This window comes from Kitasatospora sp. NPDC059673 (assembly GCF_042734215.1).
Lineage (GTDB): Bacteria > Actinomycetota > Actinomycetes > Streptomycetales > Streptomycetaceae > Kitasatospora.
On the sequence record NZ_JBHWEN010000020.1, the window covers coordinates 113,694 to 135,936 of the forward strand.

The 22,243-nt window shown below is 72.8% G+C and carries 19 protein-coding genes; 9 read left to right on the plus strand and 10 right to left on the minus strand.

Annotated elements, in window-relative coordinates:
• The first annotated feature begins 52 nt into the window (after window positions 1-52).
• On the plus strand, window positions 53-1,042 hold the full coding sequence (gene moaA, locus ACFV18_RS23220) for a GTP 3',8-cyclase MoaA (RefSeq protein WP_380486121.1): 990 nt from the start codon (window positions 53-55) through the stop codon (window positions 1,040-1,042).
• A 146-nt stretch (window positions 1,043-1,188) separates the two neighbouring features.
• Here the strand turns inward: moaA and ACFV18_RS23225 are convergent, their stop codons facing one another.
• From ACFV18_RS23225 to ACFV18_RS23255, 7 genes are all read right to left on the minus strand, one after another.
• Window positions 1,189-4,587 (minus strand): tetratricopeptide repeat protein, encoded by a 3,399-nt coding sequence (locus ACFV18_RS23225; RefSeq protein WP_380486124.1) that lies wholly within the window; start codon window positions 4,585-4,587, stop codon window positions 1,189-1,191.
• 83 nt (window positions 4,588-4,670) lie between these two features.
• On the minus strand, window positions 4,671-4,913 hold the full coding sequence (locus ACFV18_RS23230) for a hypothetical protein (RefSeq protein ID WP_380486126.1): 243 nt from the start codon (window positions 4,911-4,913) through the stop codon (window positions 4,671-4,673).
• 225 nt (window positions 4,914-5,138) lie between these two features.
• Window positions 5,139-5,507, minus strand: coding sequence for a DUF3099 domain-containing protein (locus tag ACFV18_RS23235; RefSeq protein WP_380486128.1), 369 nt, complete (start codon window positions 5,505-5,507; stop codon window positions 5,139-5,141).
• Between the two features lie 90 nt (window positions 5,508-5,597).
• Window positions 5,598-6,146: an RNA 2'-phosphotransferase gene (locus tag ACFV18_RS23240; protein WP_380486130.1), complete on the minus strand. Its 549-nt coding sequence runs from the start codon at window positions 6,144-6,146 to the stop codon at window positions 5,598-5,600.
• Between the two features lie 29 nt (window positions 6,147-6,175).
• Complete coding sequence (locus ACFV18_RS23245) at window positions 6,176-7,570, minus strand: metallopeptidase TldD-related protein (protein WP_380486132.1); 1,395 nt, start codon at window positions 7,568-7,570, stop codon at window positions 6,176-6,178.
• The gene (locus tag ACFV18_RS23250) at window positions 7,570-9,096 is read right to left on the minus strand and encodes a TldD/PmbA family protein (protein WP_380486134.1); all 1,527 of its coding nucleotides are present in this window, start codon (window positions 9,094-9,096) and stop codon (window positions 7,570-7,572) included. The genes ACFV18_RS23245 and ACFV18_RS23250 overlap by 1 nt, the downstream gene beginning before the upstream one ends.
• A gap of 137 nt (window positions 9,097-9,233) precedes the next feature.
• Window positions 9,234-10,364 (minus strand): MBL fold metallo-hydrolase, encoded by a 1,131-nt coding sequence (locus ACFV18_RS23255; RefSeq protein ID WP_380486136.1) that lies wholly within the window; start codon window positions 10,362-10,364, stop codon window positions 9,234-9,236.
• Window positions 10,365-10,612: 248 nt separating this feature from the next.
• On the opposite strand from ACFV18_RS23255, the gene fabG reads away from it, so the two are divergent.
• Complete coding sequence (gene fabG, locus ACFV18_RS23260; RefSeq protein ID WP_380486138.1) at window positions 10,613-11,332, plus strand: 3-oxoacyl-[acyl-carrier-protein] reductase; 720 nt, start codon at window positions 10,613-10,615, stop codon at window positions 11,330-11,332.
• 2 nt (window positions 11,333-11,334) lie between these two features.
• Complete coding sequence (fabI, locus tag ACFV18_RS23265) at window positions 11,335-12,102, plus strand: enoyl-ACP reductase FabI (protein WP_380486141.1); 768 nt, start codon at window positions 11,335-11,337, stop codon at window positions 12,100-12,102.
• Between the two features lie 216 nt (window positions 12,103-12,318).
• Here fabI and ACFV18_RS23270 read toward each other — a convergent pair whose 3' ends face one another.
• Window positions 12,319-12,984 (minus strand): FadR/GntR family transcriptional regulator, encoded by a 666-nt coding sequence (locus ACFV18_RS23270; RefSeq protein WP_380486143.1) that lies wholly within the window; start codon window positions 12,982-12,984, stop codon window positions 12,319-12,321.
• A gap of 77 nt (window positions 12,985-13,061) precedes the next feature.
• Between ACFV18_RS23270 and ACFV18_RS23275 the strand changes: the two genes are divergently transcribed.
• The 3 genes from ACFV18_RS23275 (at window position 13,062) to ACFV18_RS23285 (ending at window position 15,120) form a co-directional block, all read left to right on the plus strand.
• Window positions 13,062-14,348 carry a CynX/NimT family MFS transporter gene (locus ACFV18_RS23275; RefSeq protein ID WP_380486145.1) on the plus strand — a complete coding sequence of 429 codons (1,287 nt, stop codon included), beginning with the start codon at window positions 13,062-13,064 and terminating at the stop codon, window positions 14,346-14,348.
• Between the two features lie 10 nt (window positions 14,349-14,358).
• Window positions 14,359-14,481: an SGM_5486 family transporter-associated protein gene (locus ACFV18_RS23280; protein ID WP_380486147.1), complete on the plus strand. Its 123-nt coding sequence runs from the start codon at window positions 14,359-14,361 to the stop codon at window positions 14,479-14,481.
• 111 nt (window positions 14,482-14,592) lie between these two features.
• Window positions 14,593-15,120 carry a SixA phosphatase family protein gene (locus ACFV18_RS23285; protein ID WP_380486149.1) on the plus strand — a complete coding sequence of 176 codons (528 nt, stop codon included), beginning with the start codon at window positions 14,593-14,595 and terminating at the stop codon, window positions 15,118-15,120.
• A 59-nt stretch (window positions 15,121-15,179) separates the two neighbouring features.
• Here ACFV18_RS23285 and serB read toward each other — a convergent pair whose 3' ends face one another.
• Window positions 15,180-16,442, minus strand: coding sequence for a phosphoserine phosphatase SerB (gene serB, locus ACFV18_RS23290; RefSeq protein WP_380486151.1), 1,263 nt, complete (start codon window positions 16,440-16,442; stop codon window positions 15,180-15,182).
• A 167-nt stretch (window positions 16,443-16,609) separates the two neighbouring features.
• Here serB and ACFV18_RS23295 point away from each other — a divergent pair, with 167 nt between their 5' ends.
• The 3 genes from ACFV18_RS23295 to ACFV18_RS23305 all read left to right on the plus strand — a co-directional run bounded on the left by ACFV18_RS23295 (window position 16,610) and on the right by ACFV18_RS23305 (window position 21,360).
• On the plus strand, window positions 16,610-19,477 hold the full coding sequence (locus ACFV18_RS23295; protein ID WP_380486153.1) for an FHA domain-containing protein: 2,868 nt from the start codon (window positions 16,610-16,612) through the stop codon (window positions 19,475-19,477).
• A 106-nt stretch (window positions 19,478-19,583) separates the two neighbouring features.
• Window positions 19,584-20,723 carry a GAF domain-containing sensor histidine kinase gene (locus ACFV18_RS23300; RefSeq protein WP_380486155.1) on the plus strand — a complete coding sequence of 380 codons (1,140 nt, stop codon included), beginning with the start codon at window positions 19,584-19,586 and terminating at the stop codon, window positions 20,721-20,723.
• Window positions 20,716-21,360 (plus strand): response regulator, encoded by a 645-nt coding sequence (locus tag ACFV18_RS23305; RefSeq protein ID WP_380486156.1) that lies wholly within the window; start codon window positions 20,716-20,718, stop codon window positions 21,358-21,360. The genes ACFV18_RS23300 and ACFV18_RS23305 overlap by 8 nt, the downstream gene beginning before the upstream one ends.
• A gap of 51 nt (window positions 21,361-21,411) precedes the next feature.
• On the opposite strand, the gene ACFV18_RS23310 is transcribed toward ACFV18_RS23305, so the two are convergent.
• Window positions 21,412-22,215 (minus strand): hypothetical protein, encoded by an 804-nt coding sequence (locus ACFV18_RS23310; RefSeq protein WP_380486158.1) that lies wholly within the window; start codon window positions 22,213-22,215, stop codon window positions 21,412-21,414.
• Window positions 22,216-22,243: the final 28 nt, after the last annotated feature.

The window sequence follows — 22,243 nt, forward strand, 5'->3', positions numbered from 1 at the left end:
CTGCCGACCGGCGGCCGGGCCGGTACGGCCTCCGAGGAAGGGCGGGACCGGGATGCTCCTCGACACCTACGGACGACAGGCCGTCGACCTGCGGGTCTCCCTCACCGACCGGTGCAACCTGCGCTGCACCTACTGCATGCCCGAAGAGGGCCTGAACTGGCTCGGCAAGCCCGAACTGCTCACGGACGAGGAGATCGTCCGGCTGGTCGGCCTGGCGGTCGGTTCGCTCGGCGTGCGGGAGGTCCGGTTCACCGGCGGCGAACCGCTGCTGCGGCCCGGGCTGGTCTCCGTCATCACGGCGTGCGCGGCGCTCGACCCGCGCCCCGAGATCTCGCTCACCACCAACGGCATAGGCCTCGCCCGGGTGGCTGCTTCCCTGCGGGACGCCGGAGTCGACCGGGTCAACGTCTCGATCGACACCCTGAACCCCGAGACCTTCGTCCGGCTGACCCGCCGCCGCCGCCACCAGGACGTCCTGGACGGGCTGATGGCGGCCGAGGCAGCCGGGCTGCGGCCGGTCAAGCTCAACGCGGTGCTGATGCGCGGTGTCAACGACCACGAGGCGGCCGACCTGCTGGCCTGGGCGATCGAGCACCGCTACCAGCTGCGGTTCATCGAACAGATGCCGCTGGACGCCCAACACGGCTGGGACCGTTCGCAGATGGTCACCGCCGAGGAGATCCTCGCGCTGCTGCGGACGCGCTTCATCCTCACCCCCGAACCGTCCTCGGTGCGCGGCGCCGCCCCCGCCGAACGCTGGCTGGTGGACGGCGGCCCCGCGACGGTCGGTGTCATCGCCTCCGTCACCCGCCCGTTCTGCCGCGCCTGCGACCGCACCCGCCTCACCGCCGACGGCCAGATCCGCAACTGCCTGTTCGCGACCGGCGAGACCGACCTGCGCGGCGCGCTGCGTTCCGGCGCGAGCGACGCGGAGCTGGCCGAGCTGTGGCGCGCCGCGATGTGGGGCAAGAAGGCCGGCGCGGGCATCGACGCCCCGGAGTTCCTCCAGCCCGACCGGCCGATGTCGGCGATCGGCGGCTAGCCCCGCAGGTGGCGGCTGATCAGCGTTGCGCGGAAGCGCCGGGTTCCAGCCCGCCCGCCTGACGCAGCAGCTCCAACGTCGCTGCGCGGTGCGTGCTCGCCGTTTTCGCGGACCACGACGAAGCCGCGGAATCTGCGCGGCTGCGGCTATCCGAGCAGGTCGAGTGCGGTGGCGGCGCGGGTGGCGGCTGGGGAGGTGGTCAGTTCGTGGAGGTATTCGCGGAGGGTGTCGTGGGTGTCGGGGGCGTTCGGGACGGCGAGGAACTCGGCTGTTGGGGGGCCGAGTTCGCCGTCCTGGACGGCCACCGCGTGCAGCACCGCCAGGGCCGCTCGGGAGGCCGCGAGGGTGGGTGGGACTGCGGCCAGCAGCGCGTCCCAGGCCGGGGTGGCGGCCTCGCGGCCGTGCTCGTACAGCTGTGTGACGGCCTCTTCGCGGAGTACGCCGGGGGCGGTCGGTTCCAGGCGGGCGGCCTGGTCCAGGGCTTCCCGGGCGGATTGCCACTCGCCCTGTCGGCGGAGCACCGCGACGAGGGCGCAGTGGGTGCCGATCTCGTAGGGCGCGAGTGCGAGGGACGCCCTGAGATCGGTGACGGCTGCGTCGAGGCGGCCCGCGCGGCGGTGGAGTTCGGCGCGGTCGCGCAGCACCCAGGGGGAGTCGGGCTCGATGGTGAGGGCGGCGTCGAAGTCGGTGAGGGCCAGGTCGTGGCGGCCGGTCTGTCGGTGCAGGTGGGCGCGTTCGAGGAGGGCCCAGTGGAAGCGGGGGTCGATGGTGAGGGCGGTGTCGAGGTCGGCGGACGCCTGGTCGAGGCTGCCGGTTCGCCGGTGCGACTTCGCGCGGTGCAGCAGCGCCCAGATGTGCTGTGGGTCGATGGCGACGGCGGCGGTGAAGTCCGCGATCGCCTCCGGGTGGCGGGTCGCGTCCTGATGGATCTCGCCGCGGTAGAAGTAGGCCCAGGGATCGGCGGGGTTGATGGCGAGCGCCGCGTCGAGGTCGAGGAGGGCCAGGTCGAGATGGCCCTGCCGGCAGTGGGTGCGGCCTCGCCAGACCAGGGTGATGAAGTCGTTGGGGTTGAGGGCGATGGCGGCGGTGAAATCGGCGACGGCCTGGCCGTACCGTCCCGCCCGGCTGTGCGCCTCGCCGCGGTCGCGCAGAACGATGGGGTTGCCGGGGTCGAGCGCGAGGGCGGCGTCCAGGTCGGCGACCGCGTGGGAGAGCCGGCCTGATTGGTAGTGCGTCTTGCCGCGTTCGCTCAGGGCCCAGACGTAGCCGGGGTTGGCGGAGAGCGCGGCGGTGAAGTCGCTGATCGCCTGTTCCGGGCGGTCGGCGAGTCGGTGGGTGATGCCGCGTTCGCACAGGGCCCAGGCGTTGGAGGGGTCGAGGGCGAGGGCGGCGTCGAAGTCGCCGATGGCGAGGTCGATCCGGTGCGCCGCGCGCTGGGCCTGGCCGCGGTGGATCAGGGCCGAGCTGTGCTCGGGTTCGAGGGCGAGGGCGGCGGTGAAGTCGGCGATCGCATGGTCGAACCGGCCTGCCGTGTGGTGCACCTGGCCGCGTTCGGACAGTGTCCAACTGTCCTCCGGGTCGAGGACCAGGGCGGCGTCGAGGTCGGCCAGCGCCTCGTCCAGTCGGCCGACCAGGCGCAGGACCCAGCCCCGGAAGTAGAAGGCGTCGGCGGGTTCCAGCCTGGCTGCCACGGTCGCCGCGCGGTCGGAGACGGCGGCCGCCAGACGGTCCGGGTGCTCGCGGGCCGCGAGCACCTCGGCGGCGAACGGGGTGCGGGCGAGCGCCGCGTCCAGGTCGGCCAGTGCCAGGTCGTGGTGGCCGAGGTAGCAGTGCACCCGGCCGCGCTGGATCAGTGCGGGCAGCAGGTCGGGGGCGAGCAGCAGGGCCTGGTCCAGCAGGACGAGGGCCTCGGGGTCCTCGCCCCGCTGGCTCGACCGGTGGCCCTGCCCGGTCAGCGCCCGGGCCCGGAGGCGGGCGGGCAGGCCGGGGGCGGCCAGGGCGGTGAGCACGGTCTCGGCCGGGTCGGGGGTGGTGAGGGCGGCGTGCAGCTGCTCGGACCAGCGGGTGAGGTCGGCGTCGGCGGTGTCGCGGGCGGCCAGGGTGAGGAGTTCGGCCCAGGCGGTGAGGGAGTCGGGGGAGTGGTCGGCGGCCTCCGCGAGGCGGTGGAGCGCCGGCGGCAGCTGGGTGGTCGGGGCGGTGCAGAGCAGGTGGTAGGTCTCGTCGAGGAGGTGGCGGAGCCAGCGGGCGTTGCTGCGGAGCCGGGACGGCGGGAGCTCGGCCTGGAGGGCTTCGCGGGCGGCCGTGTGGTGCCGGGCGAGGCGGGTGTGGCCGTCGTGCCAGGCGTGCGGGTCGCGGATGCGGTGGCGCCGGAGGAGGCTGGCGCGGACGACGGCGTGGTACTGGTGGGCGTCGCCGTGGCCGGTGACGAAGGGCTGGTCGAGGAGCCAGTCCCAGCCGGGGGCGGTCGGGTCGTCCACGGCGAGGCAGAAGAGGTCGCGGTCGAGGCGGGGCGGGAGGGCGGCGGCGAGGACGGTCTCGCGGAGGGCAGGTTCGGGGATCCACTGCAGGAAGCGCTGAACTGCCTTGTCCACGGCGTCCGTTCCGGCGTCGGCGACCTCCTCGGCGGAGTGCGGGTCGGTGCCCGCGAGCAGGGCCAGCAGCAGGGGCAGGCCGAGGGACATCCGGACGATGGCGTCGATCGCGTCGGGGGAGCGCACGCCGCGGCTGGCGAGGAGGTCGCGGGCCTCCTGCTCGGTGAAGGCGTCAAGGCTGACGTCCACCACGGCGGGGCGCAGGCGGGCCCAGTCGCGTTCGGCGAGTTCGTCGCGGCCGGCCAGCACGATGATCACTTCGAGCGGGAGATCACCGTACGCGCCGTCGATCAACTCGCGGAGCCAGCCGTCGAGGTGGCGGCCGGTGATCTCCCAGGTGTCGAGGAAGAGCACCACCCAGGGGGAGGACTCACGTTCGCAGAGGCGGGCCAGTTCGGTGACGAACGCCCGGCTGAGGGCGGCGAGTTCGGAGTCGCCGGTGGGCCGGCGGCGGCGGACGGCGGCGATCAGCCGGTCGGTGCTCTCGGCGACGGTCTCGGGGGTGGTGAAGGCGGCGGAGCCGGGAGCGAGGGTGTTGGCCGCGCCGAGGGCGGCGTGGGCGACCACCCGGGCGGGCAGCGACGGCAGGTCGGTGGGGGTGGCCTGGGCCCGCCGGTGCTGTTCCAGGGCCCGGTCGAAGTCCTTGAACGGGGCCTCGGGCGAGGCGAGTTGGGCGGCGAGTGCGGCCAGTGCGGTGTCGGTGCCCTGCACGTCGGTGTCGTCGATGAGCGCGGTGCGCCCGCCCGTCCGGCGGGCCGTCTCCCGCCACTGGGCGATCAGGGTGGACTTGCCGATGCCGCCGACGCCCCGGACGTGGAACAGGAAGTCGGCGGGGTCGGGCCCGGCCTCCGGGTCGGGATTCTTGCGGAGGTTGTCGGCGAACAGGGCGAGTTGGGCCCGGCGTCCGACGAACTGGGAGTCGACGCGGCGGCGCAGCGCCTCCGCCCGGGACATTCGCCTTGCACCACGAGACACCGCATCCCCCCAAGCATCGAAACGCAGACCACGCTACTGGGTGCGGGGAGGTCGACACCCCGTTACGCGGAGAAGGGCTCGGTGTCCTTGAGGAAGCCCCGGACGGCGAGGAACTGGCTGAGGGAGTCGCGGTGTTCGTCGCAGGCGAGCCAGGTCTTGCGGCGGTCGGGGGTGTGGAGCTTGGGGTTGTTCCACAGCAGGGTCCAGGTGGCGTGCTCGCGGCAGCCCTTCGCGGAGCACTTCGGGGGACCGGCCGGGCCGTCGGGGCCGGTGGGGGTGCCGAAGAGGGGGTGCGCGGTGTCCATGGATCCGATCCTATGCCCGGGCATGACGACGCCGGGCAGCCACGGGGGGAGCTGCCCGGCGTCGGTCTGTCGCTCCGACGGGGGATGCGGAGCGCTTAGGAAGTATGGCACGGCAATGGGCTCGGAAGCTCGTCCGTCCGGTGATTAATTTGAGGATCGTCTGAGCTTTCAGGCGGTCATACTGGCTCATGAACGGTCATATCGGACACCGGAATTGAGGGATTCTCAATCCTGTGGCCGGTTCTCGGTGGCGTTGGCGGTGGCAGCCGCCGCCCCGCCGCCGCCCGTCCCGCCGGGGCCGAGCATCAGCGGGGTGTCCGGGGAGAAGTCGAAGGTCGAGGGAAGGCCGGGTGCCCGCTCGCGGCCGGCGTTGGCGATCAGCACCGCGAAGTACGGCAGCAGCGCGCCGCCGGCCAGTGCGGCGAAGGCGAGCCAGCGCTGCACGTCCCACAGGATGACGGCGAGCAGGACGCACACGGTGCGGATCAGCATGGAGATCACGTACCGGCGCTGTCGGCCCCGGACGTCCTCGGTGAGGCTGCTGCGGGCACCGGTGATCCGGAAGACCTGGTCGTCGTCCGCGCTCTTGCGCATTGTCCATCCATCCTCGCGGTTCCGGCTCCCTACGGTCGTCCACGGTAACCCCGCTGACGCCGGGCGGACCCACGTGGGGTCCGTACGGCGTCAGCCGGTGCGGCGCAGGTACTGGACGGGTACGGCGTCGGTGAGCCAGACACCGTTCGCAGACACCCGGAATTCGTGGCCGTCGGCGGCCATCGCCGCCGCGTCCACCTCCAGCACCACCGGGCGGCCGTGCCGGGAGCCGACCTTGACGGCCGTCTCGGTGTCGGAGGAGAGGTGGACGTCCTGCCGGGCCATCGGGCGCAGGCCCTTGGCCAGGATGTACGGGAGGGTGCGCTCGGCGGTGCCGTGGAACAGCACCTCGGGCGGCGTGGTGGCGGGCAGGCCGAGGTCGATCTCGACGGTGTGGCCCTGGCTGGCCCGGATGGAGCGGCCGTCCTCGGAGTAGGCGAAGCGGCGTTTGTTGTTGGTGGCGACCACGTGGTCCAGCTGGGCGCGGCTGAGCCGTCGGCCGTGCCGGGCGAGCGCGGCGAGCAGGGTGTCGATCTCCACCCAGCCCGCCGCGTCCAGGGTGACCCCGATGGCGCCCGGGTCGTGTCGCAGGATGCGGCTGAGCATCTTCGACGCTTTGACGGTGTGCTTTTCGTCCATCGGGATCCCCCAGGGGTTCGGTCGGCCGGTCAGGAGGCCTGACTGACCGAGCTCATGTTGAAGTCGGGCACGCGCACCGGCGGCATCGCGGCCCGGGTGAACCAGTCGCCCCACTCCCGGGGCAGGCAGCGCTCGGTGCGGCCCGCCTCGGTGATCCGGCCGAGCAGGTCGACCGGGGACTCGTTGAAGCGGAAGTTGTTGACCGCGCCGACCACTTCGCCGTTCTCGATCAGGTAGACGCCGTCCCGGGTGAGGCCGGTGAGCAGCAGGGTGGCCGGGTCGACCTCGCGGATGTACCAGAGGCAGGTGAGCAGCAGGCCGCGCTCGGTGCGGGCGACCATCTCCTCCAGCGTCGGCGCGTCGGGCGCGGAGGTCTCCAGCACCAGGTTGTCGACCGGCGGGGTGAGCGGCAGGCCGGCCAGGCCCGCGGAGTGGCGGGTGGTCAGCAGGTGGGCGAGCTTGCCGTCGCGCAGCCAGTCGGTGGCGGTCAGCGGTGCGCCGTTGTCGAACACCGAGTCGTTCTCGCCGGAGGACCGGGTGAGCACGAACGGGGCGGCCTGGATGCCGGGCTCGGCCGGGTCGGAGCGCAGGGTCAGCGGCAGCGGGCTGAGCTGCTCGCCGATCCGCGTCCCGCCGCCGGTCTTCGCGAACACGGAGCGGCCCTCGACGGCATCCCGTGCGCCGGACGACCAGGACAGGTAGACCAGCAGGTCGGCGACGGCGGACGGCGACAGCAGGGTCTCGTAGCGGCCGGCCGGCAGGTCGATCCGCTTGCGGCCCCAGCCGAGGCGGCGGGTCAGGTCGGTGTGCAGGGCGGTGACGTCGACGTCCGTGAAGTCCTGGGTGGCGGCGCCCACCCAGGCGGAGCCGGACAGGTCGGCGGTCTTGGCGTTCAGCTCGACAGTGCCGGTGGGCTGGTCGTGGCGCAGCCGCAGGCCGGTGGAGCTGCCCAGGTAGGAGGTGACCATCTCGTGCCGGGCGAAGCCGTACAGCAGCTCGCCATTGGCGCGGGCGCGGCCGAAGGCCTCGCCGAGGGCGGGCGCGAACGCGTCGAACACGCCGATGTCGGTGACCTGCGGGGCCTCGGTGAAGCGCGGGTCGGCGGGCCGGGCGGTGATCAGCGGCTGGGCGTCCTCGGCGGGTTCGGCGGCCCGGGCGGCGGCCTCGGAGGCGCGCACCAGCTGCTCGACCTCGTCGAGCGTGACGGCCTCCTGGGCGACCACGCCGGCGGCGGTGCCCTGCGCGCCGTTCACGGTGGAGATCACGGTGAGCCGGCGGCCGCGGGTGACGCCGTTGGTGGTCAGCGCGTTGCCGGCCCAGCGCAGGTTGGCGGTGGACTCCTCGTCGGCGATCACCACGCAGCCGTCGGCGCGGGACAGTTCGAGGGCGCGTTCCACCAGCTCGTGGGGGTGCGTGAGGGACATCAGTGACCCGCCTCCTGCTGGGTGTTGAGCACGTTGACCTGACGGAACAGCGCGGACGGGCAGCCGTGGCTGACCGCGGCGACCTGGCCCGGCTGGGCCTTGCCGCAGTTGAAGGCCCCGCCGAGCACGTACGTCTGCGGGCCGCCGACGGCGCTCATCGAGCCCCAGAAGTCGGTGGTGGTGGCCTGGTAGGCGAAGTCCTTGACCTGCCCGGCGAGTTCGCCGTTGCGGATGGCGTAGGCGCGCTGCCCGGTGAACTGGAAGTTGTAGCGCTGCATGTCGATCGACCACGAACGGTCGCCGACGATGAACAGGCCGTTCTCCACCTGGGAGATCAGGCCCGCGGTGTCCGGGCCGTCGGCCGCGGGCTGGAGCGAGACGTTGGCCATCCGCTGCACCGGCACGTGCGCCGGGGAGTCCGCGAAGGCGCAGCCGTTGGAACGCTCGAAACCCTTCAACTTGGCCATCGGACGGTCGAGTTGGTACCCGACCAGGACGCCGTCGCGGATCAGGTCCCAGGACTGGGTGGCCACGCCCTCGTCGTCGTACCCGATGCTGGCCAGGCCGTGCTCGGCCGTCCGGTCGCCCGTGACGTGCATCAGCTCGGAGCCGTACTTCAGGCTGCCGAGCCGGTCGAAGGTGGCGAACGAGGTGCCCGCGTAGGCGGCCTCGTAGCCCAGCGCGCGGTCCAGCTCGGTGGCGTGGCCGACCGACTCGTGGATGGTCAGCCACAGGTTGGACGGGTCGATCACCAGGTCGTAGCGGCCCGCGGTGACGCTCGGCGCGGCCATCTTCTGCGCCAACAGCTCGGGCAGCTCGGCCAGTTCGGCGTCCCAGTCCCAGCCCGTGCCGCGCAGGTACTCCCACCCGCGCCCGGCCGGCGGGGCGATGGTGCGCATCGAGTCGAACGCGCCCGTCCGCTCGTCCACGCTGGTGGCCTCCAGCCACGGGTGCAGGCGCACCCGCTGCTGGGTCGTCACGGTGCCCGCGGTGTCCGCGTAGAACTTGTTCTCCTGCACCGTCAGCACCGTCGCCGACACGTGCGAGACACCGTCGGCCGCCAGCAGCCGGGAGGACCACTCGGCCAGCAGGCCGGTCTTCTCCGCGTCCGGCACGTCGAACGGGTTCACCTCGTAGGCGGAGACCCACGCCGCGTCCGGGTACACCGGCTCCGGGGCCAGCTCCACCCGCTCGCCCGAGCCCGCCGCGCGGCTGATCCCGCCCGCCAGCCGGGCCACCGCCACCGCCTGCTCGGCAACCGCCGCCGCCGAGGCGGGCGTCAGATCCACGCCCGCGGCGAAGCCCCAGGCGCCGTCCAGCAGGACCCGGACGGCGAAGCCCAGTTGCACGGTGTCCGACGATCCGGACGGCCGGGCGTCACGCAGCCGCCAGGACGCCGAACGGACCCGCTCCAGCCGGAAATCGGCGTGCGAGACGCCCAGCTGCCGGGCCCGGGACAGGGCCGCGTCCGCCAGTGGGCGCAACGGGTACGAGAGGAACTGAGGGTCCATCGCGGAGGGGGGCATCGGGCTCCCTGGGTCGAGGGTCGGGTGCGGCGGGCCGCCCCCGGGTCGAGGGCGCACCCGCTCGCATCATCCTCGGCCGCAGGGCGTTCTGCCAGCAAATATTCGCCGAACCGCCCTGACGCCCAGTCAGTTTCCGGTCAGCACAGCGCCTCCCACCAGCCGTCCAGCTCCGGCGGATCGGCCACCTCCACCCGCTGCCCCGGACGCGGCACCGCCAGCGGCACCCCCTGCGCCTTCGCCTCCGCCAACAGCCGCTCCACCGGCTCCGCCCAGCGGTGCGGCGCCAGGTTGAACGTGCACCAGTGCACCGGCAGCAGCAGGCCGCCGCGCAACTCCAGATGCGCCCGGACCGCGTCCTCCGGGCTCAGGTGGATGTCCGCCCAGGCGTCGTCGTACGCGCCGATCGCCATCAGCGCGGCATCGAACGGTCCGTGCTGCTCGCCGATCCGGGCGAAACCCTCGAAGTAGCCGGAGTCACCGGTGAAGAACACCCGCCGCCGCGGCCCGGCCACCACCCACGAACCCCACAGCGTGGGGTTGCGGGTGAAACCCCGGCCGGAGAAGTGGTGCGCGGCGGTCAGCGTCAGCGTCAACTCGCCGAGCGTGCACGTCTCGTCCCAGTCGAGCTCGATGATCCGGTGCTCCGGCACACCCCAGCGGCGCAGGTGCCCGCCGATACCCAGCGGCACCGCGAACGGCGCCGACTGGAGCTCCACCAGGCGGCGCACCGTCGCCATGTCCAGGTGGTCGTAGTGGTCGTGGGAGATCAGCACCGCGTCCACCTGCGGCAGCGACGCCAGCTCCACCGGCACCGGGTGCAGCCGCTTCGGGCCCACCCGCGCGGACGGCGAACAGCGGTCCGACCACATCGGGTCCACCAGCACCCGGCAGCCGTCCAGCTCCAGCAGCGCCGAGGCGTGGCCGTACCACGTCACCGCCACCTCCTGGGACGCCGCGGCCGGCTGCTCCGGCACCGCCAGCGGCACCGGACCGGTCGGCGCCCGCCCGTCCTTCTCGAACAGCATCCGGCGCAGCGTCGCCCCGTCGGGACGCCCGGGCGCACCCGGCGACACCTGCGAGGGCGCGTTGTGGAACACCCCGTCCCGGTACTGCGGGGACACCCGCACCCGCGGGTCCAGCGGATCGGGACGGCGCCCGAACTGGGCCGGCAGCTCCCGCAGCGCCCACGCCGCCGCACCCGCCACCGTCAGTGCCGCCACCGCCGCCAGCGCCCGGCGGCCCGTCCGGCCAGGGAGTGCACCACTCATCGCGTCCGCTCCGATCGGCTCGCTCGAACCGGTGCCCGGAATCTCCGGAGCACCTCCGGGGGCAACGGCCGCCAACGGCCTGGCGTTCCCCGCGCCCGACCCGCACCCGAATTGTCGGGATGCGACAGAACTCACCCGGCAAGGCCTGTCGAAGGCCGCTTCGCCCGAGCTCGCACCCTACCGATAGCGTCACAGATGGCTACGCGTGCGATCGGCACGCGCACATCGAGTAGGGAAGAGGTGGACCGTTGAGCCGCTCGGTACTGGTCACCGGAGGTAACCGGGGCATCGGCCTCGCCATCGCCCAGAGCTTCGCCGAGGCGGGCGACAAGGTCGCCATCACCAGCCGCAACGGCGAGGTCCCGGCGGAACTCGCCAAGTACGACGTCCTCGCGGTGCGCGCCGACATCACCGACACCGAGCAGGTCGACGCCGCCTTCAAGGAGATCGAGGCCGCCCACGGCCCGGTCGAGGTCCTGGTCGCCAACGCCGGCATCACCAAGGACACCCTGCTGCTGCGCATGTCCGAGGACGAATTCACCTCCGTCCTGGACACCAACCTCACCGGCACCTTCCGGGTCGTGAAGCGCGCCGCCGCCAAGATGCTGCGCGCCCGCAAGGGCCGCGTGGTGCTGATCTCCTCCGTGGTGGGCCTCAGCGGCTCCGCCGGCCAGGCCAACTACGCCGCCTCCAAGGCCGGCCTGGTCGGCTTCGCCCGCTCGCTGGCCCGCGAACTGGGCTCCCGCAACATCACCGTCAACGTGATCGCGCCCGGCTTCGTCGACACCGACATGACCGCCGTGCTCAGCGAGGAGCGCCGCAAGGAGATCGTCTCCGGCGTCCCCCTGGGCCGCTACGCCGCCCCCGCCGAGATCGCCTCGGCCGCGCGGTTCCTGGCCTCCGACGAGGCCGCGTACATCACCGGAGCCGTCATTCCCGTCGACGGCGGATTGGGCATGGGTCACTGAGCATGACTGGAATTCTCGAAGGCAAGCGCATCCTGATCACCGGCGTGCTGATGGAGTCCTCCATCGCCTTCCACACCGCGAAGCTCGCCCAGGAACAGGGCGCCGAGATCATCCTCACCGCCTTCCCCCGGCCCAGCCTCACCGAGCGCATCGCCAAGAAGCTGCCCAAGCCGGTCAAGGTCCTGGAACTCGACGTCTCCAGCGCCGAGCAGCTGGCCGGCATCGCCGACCAGGTCCGCGAGCACCTGCCCACCCTGGACGGCATCGTCCACTCCATCGGCTTCGCCCCGCAGGACGCGCTCGGCGGCAACTTCCTGGACACCCCCTGGGAGTCCGTCGCCACCGCCATGCAGGTCTCCGCGTACTCGCTGAAGTCCCTCACCACCGCGCTGCTCCCGCTCATGCAGGACGGCGGCTCGGTGGTCGGCCTGACCTTCGACGCGCAGTTCGCCTGGCCGCAGTACGACTGGATGGGCCCGGCGAAGGCCGCCCTGGAGTCCACCAACCGCTACCTCGCCCGCTACCTCGGCGAGCGCAACATCCGCTGCAACCTGATCTCGGCGGGCCCGATCGGCTCGATGGCCGCGAAGTCGATCCCCGGCTTCCCGGACCTCGCCGCCACCTGGGACTCCCGCTCCCCGCTCAAGTGGGACCTCACCGACCCGGAGCCGGCCGGCCGCGGCGTGGTCGCGCTGCTCAGCGACTGGTTCCCGAAGACCACCGGCGAGATTGTCCACGTGGACGGCGGGCTGCACGCCATCGGCGCGTGATTTCAGGGGCTCGGGGAACTGCGAGGCCGAGCTGCTGGTGGTCGGGGAGAGCGGTAGGTCGTGACTGCTACCAGGCAAAGAAGGGGACCCGAAACGACGGGACCTTTCAGCGCCCCGTTGATCACCAGCAGTCTCGGCCCCGCTGTTCTCCCCCAGCCCTTGCGGGCTGGGAGGTGCCCCCCACGGGCCCCTGTTGTGGCTCTCGCCGTTCTTTCCTCAGGTCTTGCATCGGCCAATCGCCCGGCCTGCCGCTTCGGCGGCCTTTTCGGCGTCGCCGGACCTGATCGCGTCGATGATGTCCGAGTGCGGCACCCAGCGGTGGGGGAGCAGGTCGGGGCCGACGTCGTGGCGGAGGTGGGCGAGCAGGACCTCGCCGAGATCGGCGTAGATCGCGGCGAGGACGTCGTTGTGGGCGGCGGCCACCACCGCATGGTGGAAGGCGGCGTCGGCCTGGATGAAGTCCTCGGGGACGCCGGCGTGCCAGGCCGCGTCGCGGCGGGCCAGGGCGGCGTCGAGGAGTTCGAGGTCGCGCGCGGTGCGCCGGGTCGCGGCGAAGCCGGCGGCGGAGGTTTCCAGGGTGGCGCGGAGTTCGGCGACCTGGTTCTGGTCGGCGTCGGCGAAGCGCCGGTGCATCACGCCGGCGAGTTCGCTGGTGGCGAGGACGTAGGTGCCGGAGCCCTGCCGGATGTCGACCAGCCCGTTGTGGGCGAGGGCGCGGACGGCTTCGCGGATGGTGTTGCGGGCGACGCCGAGCTGGTCGACGAGTTCCGCCTCGGTGGGGATGCGTGATCCCACCGGCCATTCGCCGGAGGTGATCTGGGCCCTGAGCTGGGCGATCACCTGGTCGGAGAGTGGGGTGCGGCGAGTGGTCGACAGCGCCAAGGTCGGGCTCCTTCTGTGGTTTACGTCATCAGGATACCGGGGCGACTTAAGTCATCCCATGATTCTATGATTACGCCATGTCTACCGCAGCAGACCCCTCAGCGACCGAGACCGAGAGCCCCCGACCAGCCCCTTCGTCCAGCACCGCCACCCTCGGCCCGTCCCCGGCGGTCCGTCATGCCGGCGCCGTCCTGCTCGCCGTCGGTGTGGCCGCCGCCGCGGTCAACCTGCGTCCGGTGGTGACCAGCCTCGGCGCGCTGCTCGACCCGGTCCGTGAGGACCTCGGGATGAGTGCCACGCTGGCCGGCCTGCTCGCCGCGGTGCCGCCGCTGTGTTTCGCGCTGCTGGGCTTCGCCGCCCCCGGCCTGTCCCGCCGGCTGGGCCCGATCACCGTGGTGACGGCCTCGATGGGCGCCATCGCGGCGGGTGTGCTGGCCCGTTCCTTCACCGGCTCCGCCGCGGTGTTCCTGCTGCTCACCGCGCTGGCGCTGGCCGGAGTGGCGCTGGCCAACGTGCTGCTGCCGGTGGTGATCAAGCGGTACTTCCCGGACCGGGTCGGTCCGATGATCGGCCTGTACTCGATGGCCCTGTCGGTCGGCACCTCGCTGGCCGCCGCCACCACCGTCCCGCTGGCCGACGCGCTCGGCGGCTCCTGGCGGCTGGGTCTCGGCCTCTGGGCGCTGCCCGCCGTGGTGGCCCTGGTGCTGTGGCTGACGGTGCTGTTCCTGCGCCGGGACAGGAATGCGGCCGCTGCTCCGGCCGCCTCGGCCCCCGTGCGGCTGCCGATCCTGCGCAGCCGCACCGCCTGGGCGCTGGGCGCGTTCTTCGGCCTGCAGTCCACCAGCGCGTACAGCGCGATGGGCTTCCTGCCGAAGATCTACCACGACGCCGGCGTCTCGGAGTCCGCGGCGGGGGTGCTGCTGGCGGTGGTGATGGCGGTCAGCGTGCCGGTCTCGTTCGTGCTGCCGAACCTGGCCGCCCGGGGCGGTGACCAGCGGCTGTACGTGCTGCTGCTGGGCCTGTGCGGCATCGCGGGCTATCTCGGGCTGATGCTGGCCGCCGGGACGGTGCCGTGGCTGTGGGCGATCCTGGTCGGCCTGTCGATGTGCGCGTTCCCGCTGGCGCTGACCATGCTCGGCCTGCGCGCCCGCACCCCGGGCGGGGTGGCCCAGCTGTCGGCGTTCGCGCAGAGCCTGGGCTACCTGATCTGCATCCCCGGCCCGATCCTGATGGGCGCGCTCTACGAGCACACCGGTGACTGGTACCTGCCGCTGGGCCTGCTGGCGCTGCTGCTGGTGCCGCAGATCCTGGTCGGTCTGCGCGCCGCCAGGGCCCGTCACATCGAGGACGAGGTGGTCGGTTAGGCTCGGCGACATGCCAGTTCTCGAACCGAATCCCCAGGGCGGCCAGAAGAAGCTGCTGCAGATGCTCGGCCTGATCGCCGCGATCGTGGTGGTGATCTCGATCATCGCGACGGTCGCGCAGAACATGGGCTGACCCGGGCTGCGGCCGCCGTCCCGCGACAGGCCGGTGGAGCCGCCACCCGCAGGGGTGGCAGCTTCCCCGACCCCGCGCCCGGGCGGCGGTTTTCTGCGAAGCTCTAGGGGTATGAGCGCCGACACTCCTCGTAGGATCATCGTTCTTCGTCATGCCCGGGCCGACTGGCCCAACCAGGTCGACGACCACGACCGCCCGCTGGCCGACCGCGGGCGCGGCCAGGCCACCGAGGCCGGCCGCTGGCTCGCCGACTCCGGCGTCAACCCCGACCACGTCCTGTGCTCCACCGCGCTGCGCACCCGGGAGACCTGGAAACTGGTCGCCCACGAGCTGCCCAAGCGGCCCCGGAAGACGGTCTACGAGGACCGGGTGTACGAGGCCCAGCCGGGCAAGCTGATCGAGGTCATCCAGGAGACCCCCGACGAGCACAGCGACCTGCTGCTGGTCGGCCACAACCCCGGCGTGCTGGGCCTGACCCAGGTGCTGGCCGGCGACGAGGGCGACACCGAGGCGCTCAACCGGATGCGGCTGAACGGTTTCCCGCCCGCCGCGGTGGCGGTGCTCAGCTTCGGCGGCCCGTGGAAGCTGGTCGAGCCCGGCGTGGCCCGGCTGGAGTCCTACTTCATGCCGCAGGACTGACGGCAGCGAAGAAGGGGCGGGATCCGGGTGTCGGATCCCGCCCCTTCTTCGCGTCGCGGTCAGTCCCCGGTGGGCGTGCCGTCCAGCTCGTCGGCCGCCTCGACCTCCTCGCGGGTGACGCCCAGCAGGTACAGCACGGTGTCCAGGAACGGCACGTTCACGGCGGTGTCGGCCTGCTCGCGGACCACCGGCTTGGCGTTGAACGCCACCCCCAGGCCCGCCGCGTTCAGCATGTCCAGGTCGTTGGCGCCGTCGCCGATCGCCACCGTCTGCTCCAGCGGCACCCCGGCCTGCTCGGCGAACCGGGCCAGCCAGCGGGCCTTGCCGGCCCGGTCGACGATCTCGCCGGTCACCCTGCCGGTGAACTTGCCGTCCACCACCTCCAGGGTGTTGGCGGCCGCGAAGTCCAGGCCCAGGCGCTCCACCAGGTGCTCGGTGACCTGGGTGAAGCCGCCGGAGACGATCGCCACCTGGTAGCCGAGCCGCTTCAGGGTGCGGATCAGGGTCCGGGCGCCCGGGGTGAGCCGGACCTCCGAGCGGACCTTCTCGGTGACCGCCGCGTCCAGGCCAGCCAGCAGCGCCACCCGGGCGCGCAGCGACTCGGCGAAGTCCAGCTCGCCGCGCATCGCCTGCGCCGTCACCTCGGCGACCTGCGCCTCGCAGCCCGCGTGGGCGGCGAACAGCTCGATCACCTCGTCCTGGATCAGCGTGGAGTCGACGTCCATCACCACCAGACGCTTGGCCCGCCGGTGCAGGCCCGAGCGGACCACCGCGATGTCCACCCGCTGCACGGCGGCCTCCGCCGCCAGCACCGCCCGCAGCTCCTCGGTGGGGACGCCGGAGATGGTCAGCTCCACCGCCGTCACCGGGTACTTGGCCAGGCGGAACACCCGGTCGATGTTGCCGCCGGCCTCCGAGACCCGGGCCGACAGCGCCGCCACCGCGGCCGCGGTCAGCGGGTGGCCGAGCACCGTGACGTGCGAACGGCCCTCCCGGCGCGGACGGTTGTCGCCGGTGCCGGAGATGATCTCGGCCTGCAGCCGGTGCTCCTCCGCCCAGCGGTGCACCGTCACCCGCAGGGCACCCTCGGCGCCCGGCGCGGGCGGGGGAGTGACCAGCGCGCACAGCGTTATCCGGCCACGGGTGACCACCTGCTCGATGTCGATCACCTCGACCCCGAAACCGGCGAGCTGGGTGAACAGGCCCGCGGTGATGCCGGGGCGGTCCTTGCCGAACACCTTGACCAGCAGCGTTCGCTCGTTGTCGGTGTGCACGGGCGGCGCGGCGGAAAGGGCCTGAGCGGCCGGATCTGTTGCGTTCATGGTGCCCCCCACGCTACCCGGAGCGTCCCCGCGCGAGCCGCCCGCGTCCGGGTCGTGGGACGCCCGGCGGACACTCCACCAGGTCCGCGAGCGGTAGCCGGGCGGTCACAGAACCGTGTACCGGGTTTCGGACAGACGGACCCGGCTGGAATGATTCCCCCCGTCAGATGCAACATCCTGGGGGACCGGAGAGCGGGGCGGGCGGAGAGTTGCCGCAACTCGTACTTGAAATCGACGGCCGGCAGCGGGTACTCGAACCCGGCCGCGCCTACACCATCGGCCGTGACCCGGCGTCGGACTTCCCGTTCGACGACGCCAGGGTCTCCTGGCGGCACGCCACCATCAGCTTCGACGGTACGGCCTGGCAGTTCACCGACCACGGCTCCACCAACGGCACCTTCGTGGCCGGCGCCCGGGTCCAGCAGACCGGCGTCCACCCCGGCACCGTGGTGCACCTCGGCAACGGGCAGAACGGCCCCCGGCTGGCCTTCACCGCGCCCGCACCCGCACCCGCACCCGCGCCGGCCGCATCCGCGCAGGGCGGGCCGCTGCACGAGGCCGTCACGAGCCGGGCCCCCGGCCCGCAGCCGTCGTACCAGCAGCAGCCGTACCAGCAGCCGCCGGTGGGCCAGCCGCCGGTGGGCCCCGGCCCGGCCGCCCGGCCCGGCCACTGGCCGCCGTCGGTCGAGCAGCCGATCCCGCAGGGCTGGGACGCCCCCACGCCGCGGCCCGGCTTCCCGCAGCAGCAGAGCTTCCCGCCGCCGCAGCAGGGCTTCCCCCAGCAGCAGGCCCCTCACCAGCAGCAGGGCTTCCCGCCGCCGCAGGCCCCCCACCAGCAGGGCTTCCCCCAGCAGGGCTTCCCGCAGCAGCAGGGCGGCGCCGCCGCGCCCGTCCCGCAGCCGCCGTTCCCGCACCAACAGCAGCCCGCACAGCAGCAGTTCCAGCAGCCGCAGCCGCAGCCGCCCGTGCCGCAGCACCCGGTGGCCCCGCAGCAGCCCGGGCCCGCCGGCGGGCTCGGCAGCCCGACCATGGTCCGCAGCCTGAGCGGCGGGCGGACCATCCGGATCGGCCGCGCCCTGGACAACGACATCGTGGTCTCCGACCTCCAGGTCTCCCGGCACCACGCCGAACTGCGCCAACTGCCGGACGGCCGCTGGGAGATCGTCGACCTCGGCAGCCACAACGGGATCTTCCTGAACGGCCAGCCGACCCGCCGCCAGCTGATGGGCCCGCAGGACCGGCTGACCGTCGGCCACTCCTCCTTCGTACTGGTCGGCGACCAGCTCCAGGAGTTCGTCGACAACGGCGCCGTCACCTTCTCCGCCCACCACCTGACCGTCGAGGTCGACTTCAAGGGCGGCAAGAAGACCCTGCTCGGCGACGTGTCGTTCTCCGTCCCGGAGAAGTCCCTGGTCGCGGTGATCGGCCCGTCCGGCTCCGGCAAGTCCACCCTGCTGCGCGCCCTCACCGGCTACCGGCCCGCCGACCGCGGCGACGTGCTGTACGACGGCCGCAACCTGTACCGGCAGTTCGCCGAACTGCGCTCCCGGATCGGCCTGGTGCCGCAGTCCGAGATCCTGCACAAGGAACTCACCGTCCGCACCGCCCTCAAGTACGCGGCCCGGCTGCGCTTCCCCGGCGACACCGAGGCCGCCGAGCGCGACCGCCGGATCGACGAGGTGCTGTACGAGCTGCGCCTCGACAAGCGCGCCGACAACCGGATCACCGCACTCTCCGGTGGCCAGCAGAAGCGCGTCTCGGTGGCGCTGGAACTGCTCACCAAGCCCTCGCTGATCTTCCTGGACGAGCCCACCTCCGGCCTCGACCCGGGCATGGACCGCGAGGTCATGCAGACCCTGCGCGGCCTCGCCGACGACGGCCGCACCGTCCTGGTGGTCACCCACTCGGTGGCCGAACTCGCGCTCTGCGATCGCCTGTTGGTGATGGCGCCCGGCGGCTCGGTGGCCTACTTCGGCCCGCCCGCGGAGGCCCTGCACTTCTTCGGCTACGAGACCTGGGCCGACGTCTTCCAGGCCTTCGAGAACTACCCCGACCACGACTGGGCCGGCCGCTACCGCAACTCGGTGCACCACCAGAAGTACTCGGCCAACGTGGACGCCGCCGTCACCCAGGCCCAGCCCAACGCGCTCACCCAGCTGCGCCCGCCCAAGGCACAGAGCTGGGGCTCCCAGCTGTGGACGCTGATCCGCCGCTACCTGGCGGTGATCGCCTCCGACAAGGGCTTCATCGCGCTGTCGCTGATCCTGCCGCTGGTACTCGGCGCGGTGTCCGCGGTGATCCCCGACAAGTGCGGCCTGGCACCCTGCAACAACGCGGCCGGCCGCAACGACGTCGCCCGGCTGATCCTGATGGTCGTCGCGTTCTCCGCCTGCCTGTCCGGCTCGGCGAACTCGGTCCGCGAACTCATCAAGGAACGCGCGATCTACGAACGGGAACGCGCCACCGGCCTGTCCCGGTCCGCGTACCTGGCCTCGAAGTTCATCGTGCTCGGCGCGATCAGCTTCCTGCAGGGCGGCATCATCTCCGCGATCGCCTTCAAGGTCCGCAAGCTCCCCGCCGAGGGCCTGATCTTCAAGCACCTGCCCGCGGTCGAGATGTCCATCGGCGTGATCCTGCTCAGCTTCACCTCGATGATGGTCGGCCTGGCGATCTCCTCCCTGGTCAAGACCGCCGAGAAGACCATGCCGCTGCTGGTCATGTTCGCCATCGTCCAGATGGTCTTCACCGGCGCGATCTTCCAGCTGTTCGACAAGCCCGGCCTGGAGCAGCTCGGCTGGCTGATGCCCGCCCGCTGGGGCGTCGCCGCCAGCGGCAACACCCTCGACCTGGCCCACATCTCACCCGTGGTCGTGGCCAAGCCCCCGGAGACCGCCCCGATCGACAAGCTCTGGGACCACTCCGCCGGGATCATGTTCCTCAACTGGACCGTCATGATCCTCATCTCGGTCGGCCTGGCCTTCGCCATCCAGCGCTTCCAGAAGCGCCACGAGCCCGAGGTCATGCAGAAGGGCTGATCGCTCGGACGACTCGCACAGGGCCGGGGAAGCACGCTTCCCCGGCCCTTCGACGTAGGTCCGCCGCCCGAGGCGAAGGCCATGATCGCGGCGGTAGCGTGGCGGCATGGACAGTCCCGGGTGCGACCCCTCGCTGAAGGGGATCGAGGCGGTCAGTGCGGCCGTACTGGCGATGAGCCGACCGCTCGAAGTGCGTGAGGTGCTGCGCCGGATCACCGCCTCCGCGCGCACCCTGCTGGGCGCCGAGTACGCCGCCCTCGGCCTGCCCGACGACCACGGCGGGTTCGCACAGTTCGTGGTCGACGGCGTCAGCGACGAGCAGTGGCGGGCGATCGGCCCGCTGCCTCGCCAGCACGGCGTGCTCGCCTCGATGCTGCACGACCGCGAACCCACCCGGCTGAAGGACGTCCGCACCGCGCCCGCGTTCGGCGGCTGGCCGGACGTCCACCCCGACATGACGGACTTCCTCGGCATGCCGATCATGGACGAGGACGAGATCGCCGGCGCCCTGTTCCTGGCCAACAAGCCCGGCGGCTTCACCGAGCACGACGAGGCCCTGCTGCGGATCCTGGTCGCCCACGCCGCGCTCGCCCTCGGCAACGCCCGGCTCTACGAACGCAGCCGCGAACTCACGCTGTCCGGCGAACGCGCCAGGATCGCCCACGACCTGCACGACGCCGTCTCGCAGAAACTCTTCTCGCTGCGCCTCACCGCCCGGGCCGCCGCCAAACTTGTCGACCGCGACCCCGCCCGGGCCCGCGACAACCTCGCCGAGGTCGCCCGGCTGGCCGCCGAGGCCGCCGACGAACTGCGCGCCGTGGTGGTCGAACTGCGCCCCGCCGCACTGGAGGAGGACGGCCTGGTCGCCACCCTCGCCTCGCAGACCCAGGTGCTCGACCGGGCGCACAGCGCCACCGTGCAGTTCACCGCGACCGGCGTGCGCGCCCTGCCCGCCGGCCAGGAGGCGGCGGTGCTCCGGGTCGCCCAGGAGGCGCTGCACAACGCGCTGCGGCACGCCCAGGCGAAGACCGTCACCGTCACCCTCACCGGCACCCCCGGTCGGGGCGTCCGGCTGACCGTCGCCGACGACGGCCGGGGCTTCGACCCCGAATCGGTCCGCCGGGCCGGCCGCCACCTGGGCCTGGTGTCGATGCGCGACCGGGCCGCCGCGGTCGGCGGCCGACTGTCCCTGGATTCCGCCCCGGGCCGGGGCACCCTGGTCGAACTGGAGGTCCCCGGTGCCTGACACCGCGTCACCGATCCGCGTGCTGCTGGTGGACGACCACCAGGTGGTCCGGCGCGGCCTGCGCACCTTCCTGGAGGTGCAGGACGACATCGAGGTGGTCGGCGAGGCCGCCGACGGCGCGGAAGCCGTCGAGCAGGCCCGCGCGCTCGCCCCCGACGTGGTGCTGATGGACCTCAAGATGCCTCGGGTGGACGGCATCGAGGCACTTCGGCTGCTGCGCGAACAGGACAACCCCGCCAAGGTGCTGATCGTCACCAGCTTCACCGAGCACCGCACCATGGTCCCCGCCCTGCGGGCCGGCGCGGCCGGCTACGTGTACAAGGACGTCGACCCGGAGGCACTGGCCGGGGCGATCCGCTCGGTGCACGCCGGCCACGTCCTGCTCCAGCCCGAACTCGCCGCCGCCCTGCTCGCCGAGGACGTCCCCGCGCCCCCGCAGGGCCGCGGCGGCAGCCTCACCGACCGCGAGCGCGAGGTGCTCTCGCACCTTGCCGACGGCCGCTCCAACCGGGAGATCGCGCGCGCACTGCACCTGTCGGAGAAGACGGTGAAGACGCACGTGAGCAACATCCTGATGAAACTCGACGTCGCGGACCGCACCCAGGCCGCGCTGTGGGCGGTCCGCAACCAGGCCTGACGGCCCGGGCGCCGCCGACCGCCCCCGGAGCCCGGGCCGCGAGGCCGCTGCTCAGCCGCGCTGCTGCTCGTCCACGATCGCGTTGTACGCGGCGACCTGGGCCCGCCGGGCGGTGCGGTCCAGCGGGGCGAGGATCTCCCGGCGGGCCGTCATCTCCGAGGCGGAGACCGCCGCGCCGTGGCCGCCCGCGGCGATCCCCAGCAGCGCCGACACCTGCCGGGCCGACTCCAGCACCCGCACCGCGCGCTGCGGGTAGCCGGGGGCGAGCAACTCGCGGTGGCCGCGGCGGCGGAAGCCCTCCAGGGCGCGCAGCGTCTGCGGGCCGGCCCCGGCGACGTCCAGCCGGGTCAGCATGGCGGTGGCCTGCCGCAGGCCGTCCGCGAGCTCCCGTTCCGCCTCGTCCAGCGAAGGCACGTCGGCGGGCAGCGCGTCGTTGACCGGCAGGCACTGCCACAGCACCCGCACGCCCTGGTCGCCCTCGGGGCCGTACACCTCGACCTCCGGCACCAGCCCGTACGGGACGCCCACCGCGAGGACGGCCTCGCCGGCGCCCATCGCCAGCGCGTTGAAGGCCGGCGGCCCGGTCAGCCCCAGCGGGTGCCCGGCCGCCGGGAGCGCCAGCCGCAGACCCTTCGCGCCGAGCACGCGCAGTTTCCCCAGCGCCCAGGTGAGGCCGTGCAGCGAGTCCGGCTGCTCGCCGGGCAGGCCGGTCACCCGGTGGGCGTCGTCCTCGCCCTGGACGGCGGTGGCGGCGTCGTCGGGGGAGCAGGCGCCGGCCAGCAGCGCGTTGCCCCACGCGGTGAGTCGCCCCGAACGAGGCTCTTGGTACGGATTGTCGGCTGGAGTCGCGAGCATCGGACCAGCCTACGGACAACCGGGCGGG

What these genes read in the sequence shown, in the direction of transcription:
- moaA (WP_380486121.1), top strand. Translation starts at nt 53, where the DNA reads ATGCTCCTCGACACCTACGGACGACAGGCCGTCGACCTGCGGGTCTCC.
- ACFV18_RS23225 (WP_380486124.1), bottom strand. Translation starts at nt 4,587, where the DNA reads ATGTCCCGGGCGGAGGCGCTGCGCCGCCGCGTCGACTCCCAGTTCGTC.
- ACFV18_RS23230 (WP_380486126.1), bottom strand. Translation starts at nt 4,913, where the DNA reads ATGGACACCGCGCACCCCCTCTTCGGCACCCCCACCGGCCCCGACGGC.
- ACFV18_RS23235 (WP_380486128.1), bottom strand. Translation starts at nt 5,507, where the DNA reads ATGCGCAAGAGCGCGGACGACGACCAGGTCTTCCGGATCACCGGTGCC.
- ACFV18_RS23240 (WP_380486130.1), bottom strand. Translation starts at nt 6,146, where the DNA reads ATGGACGAAAAGCACACCGTCAAAGCGTCGAAGATGCTCAGCCGCATC.
- ACFV18_RS23245 (WP_380486132.1), bottom strand. Translation starts at nt 7,570, where the DNA reads ATGTCCCTCACGCACCCCCACGAGCTGGTGGAACGCGCCCTCGAACTG.
- ACFV18_RS23250 (WP_380486134.1), bottom strand. Translation starts at nt 9,096, where the DNA reads ATGCCCCCCTCCGCGATGGACCCTCAGTTCCTCTCGTACCCGTTGCGC.
- ACFV18_RS23255 (WP_380486136.1), bottom strand. Translation starts at nt 10,364, where the DNA reads ATGAGTGGTGCACTCCCTGGCCGGACGGGCCGCCGGGCGCTGGCGGCG.
- fabI (WP_380486141.1), top strand. Translation starts at nt 11,335, where the DNA reads ATGACTGGAATTCTCGAAGGCAAGCGCATCCTGATCACCGGCGTGCTG.
- ACFV18_RS23275 (WP_380486145.1), top strand. Translation starts at nt 13,062, where the DNA reads ATGTCTACCGCAGCAGACCCCTCAGCGACCGAGACCGAGAGCCCCCGA.
- ACFV18_RS23280 (WP_380486147.1), top strand. Translation starts at nt 14,359, where the DNA reads ATGCCAGTTCTCGAACCGAATCCCCAGGGCGGCCAGAAGAAGCTGCTG.
- ACFV18_RS23285 (WP_380486149.1), top strand. Translation starts at nt 14,593, where the DNA reads ATGAGCGCCGACACTCCTCGTAGGATCATCGTTCTTCGTCATGCCCGG.
- serB (WP_380486151.1), bottom strand. Translation starts at nt 16,442, where the DNA reads ATGAACGCAACAGATCCGGCCGCTCAGGCCCTTTCCGCCGCGCCGCCC.
- ACFV18_RS23295 (WP_380486153.1), top strand. Translation starts at nt 16,610, where the DNA reads ATGCAACATCCTGGGGGACCGGAGAGCGGGGCGGGCGGAGAGTTGCCG.
- ACFV18_RS23300 (WP_380486155.1), top strand. Translation starts at nt 19,584, where the DNA reads ATGGACAGTCCCGGGTGCGACCCCTCGCTGAAGGGGATCGAGGCGGTC.
- ACFV18_RS23310 (WP_380486158.1), bottom strand. Translation starts at nt 22,215, where the DNA reads ATGCTCGCGACTCCAGCCGACAATCCGTACCAAGAGCCTCGTTCGGGG.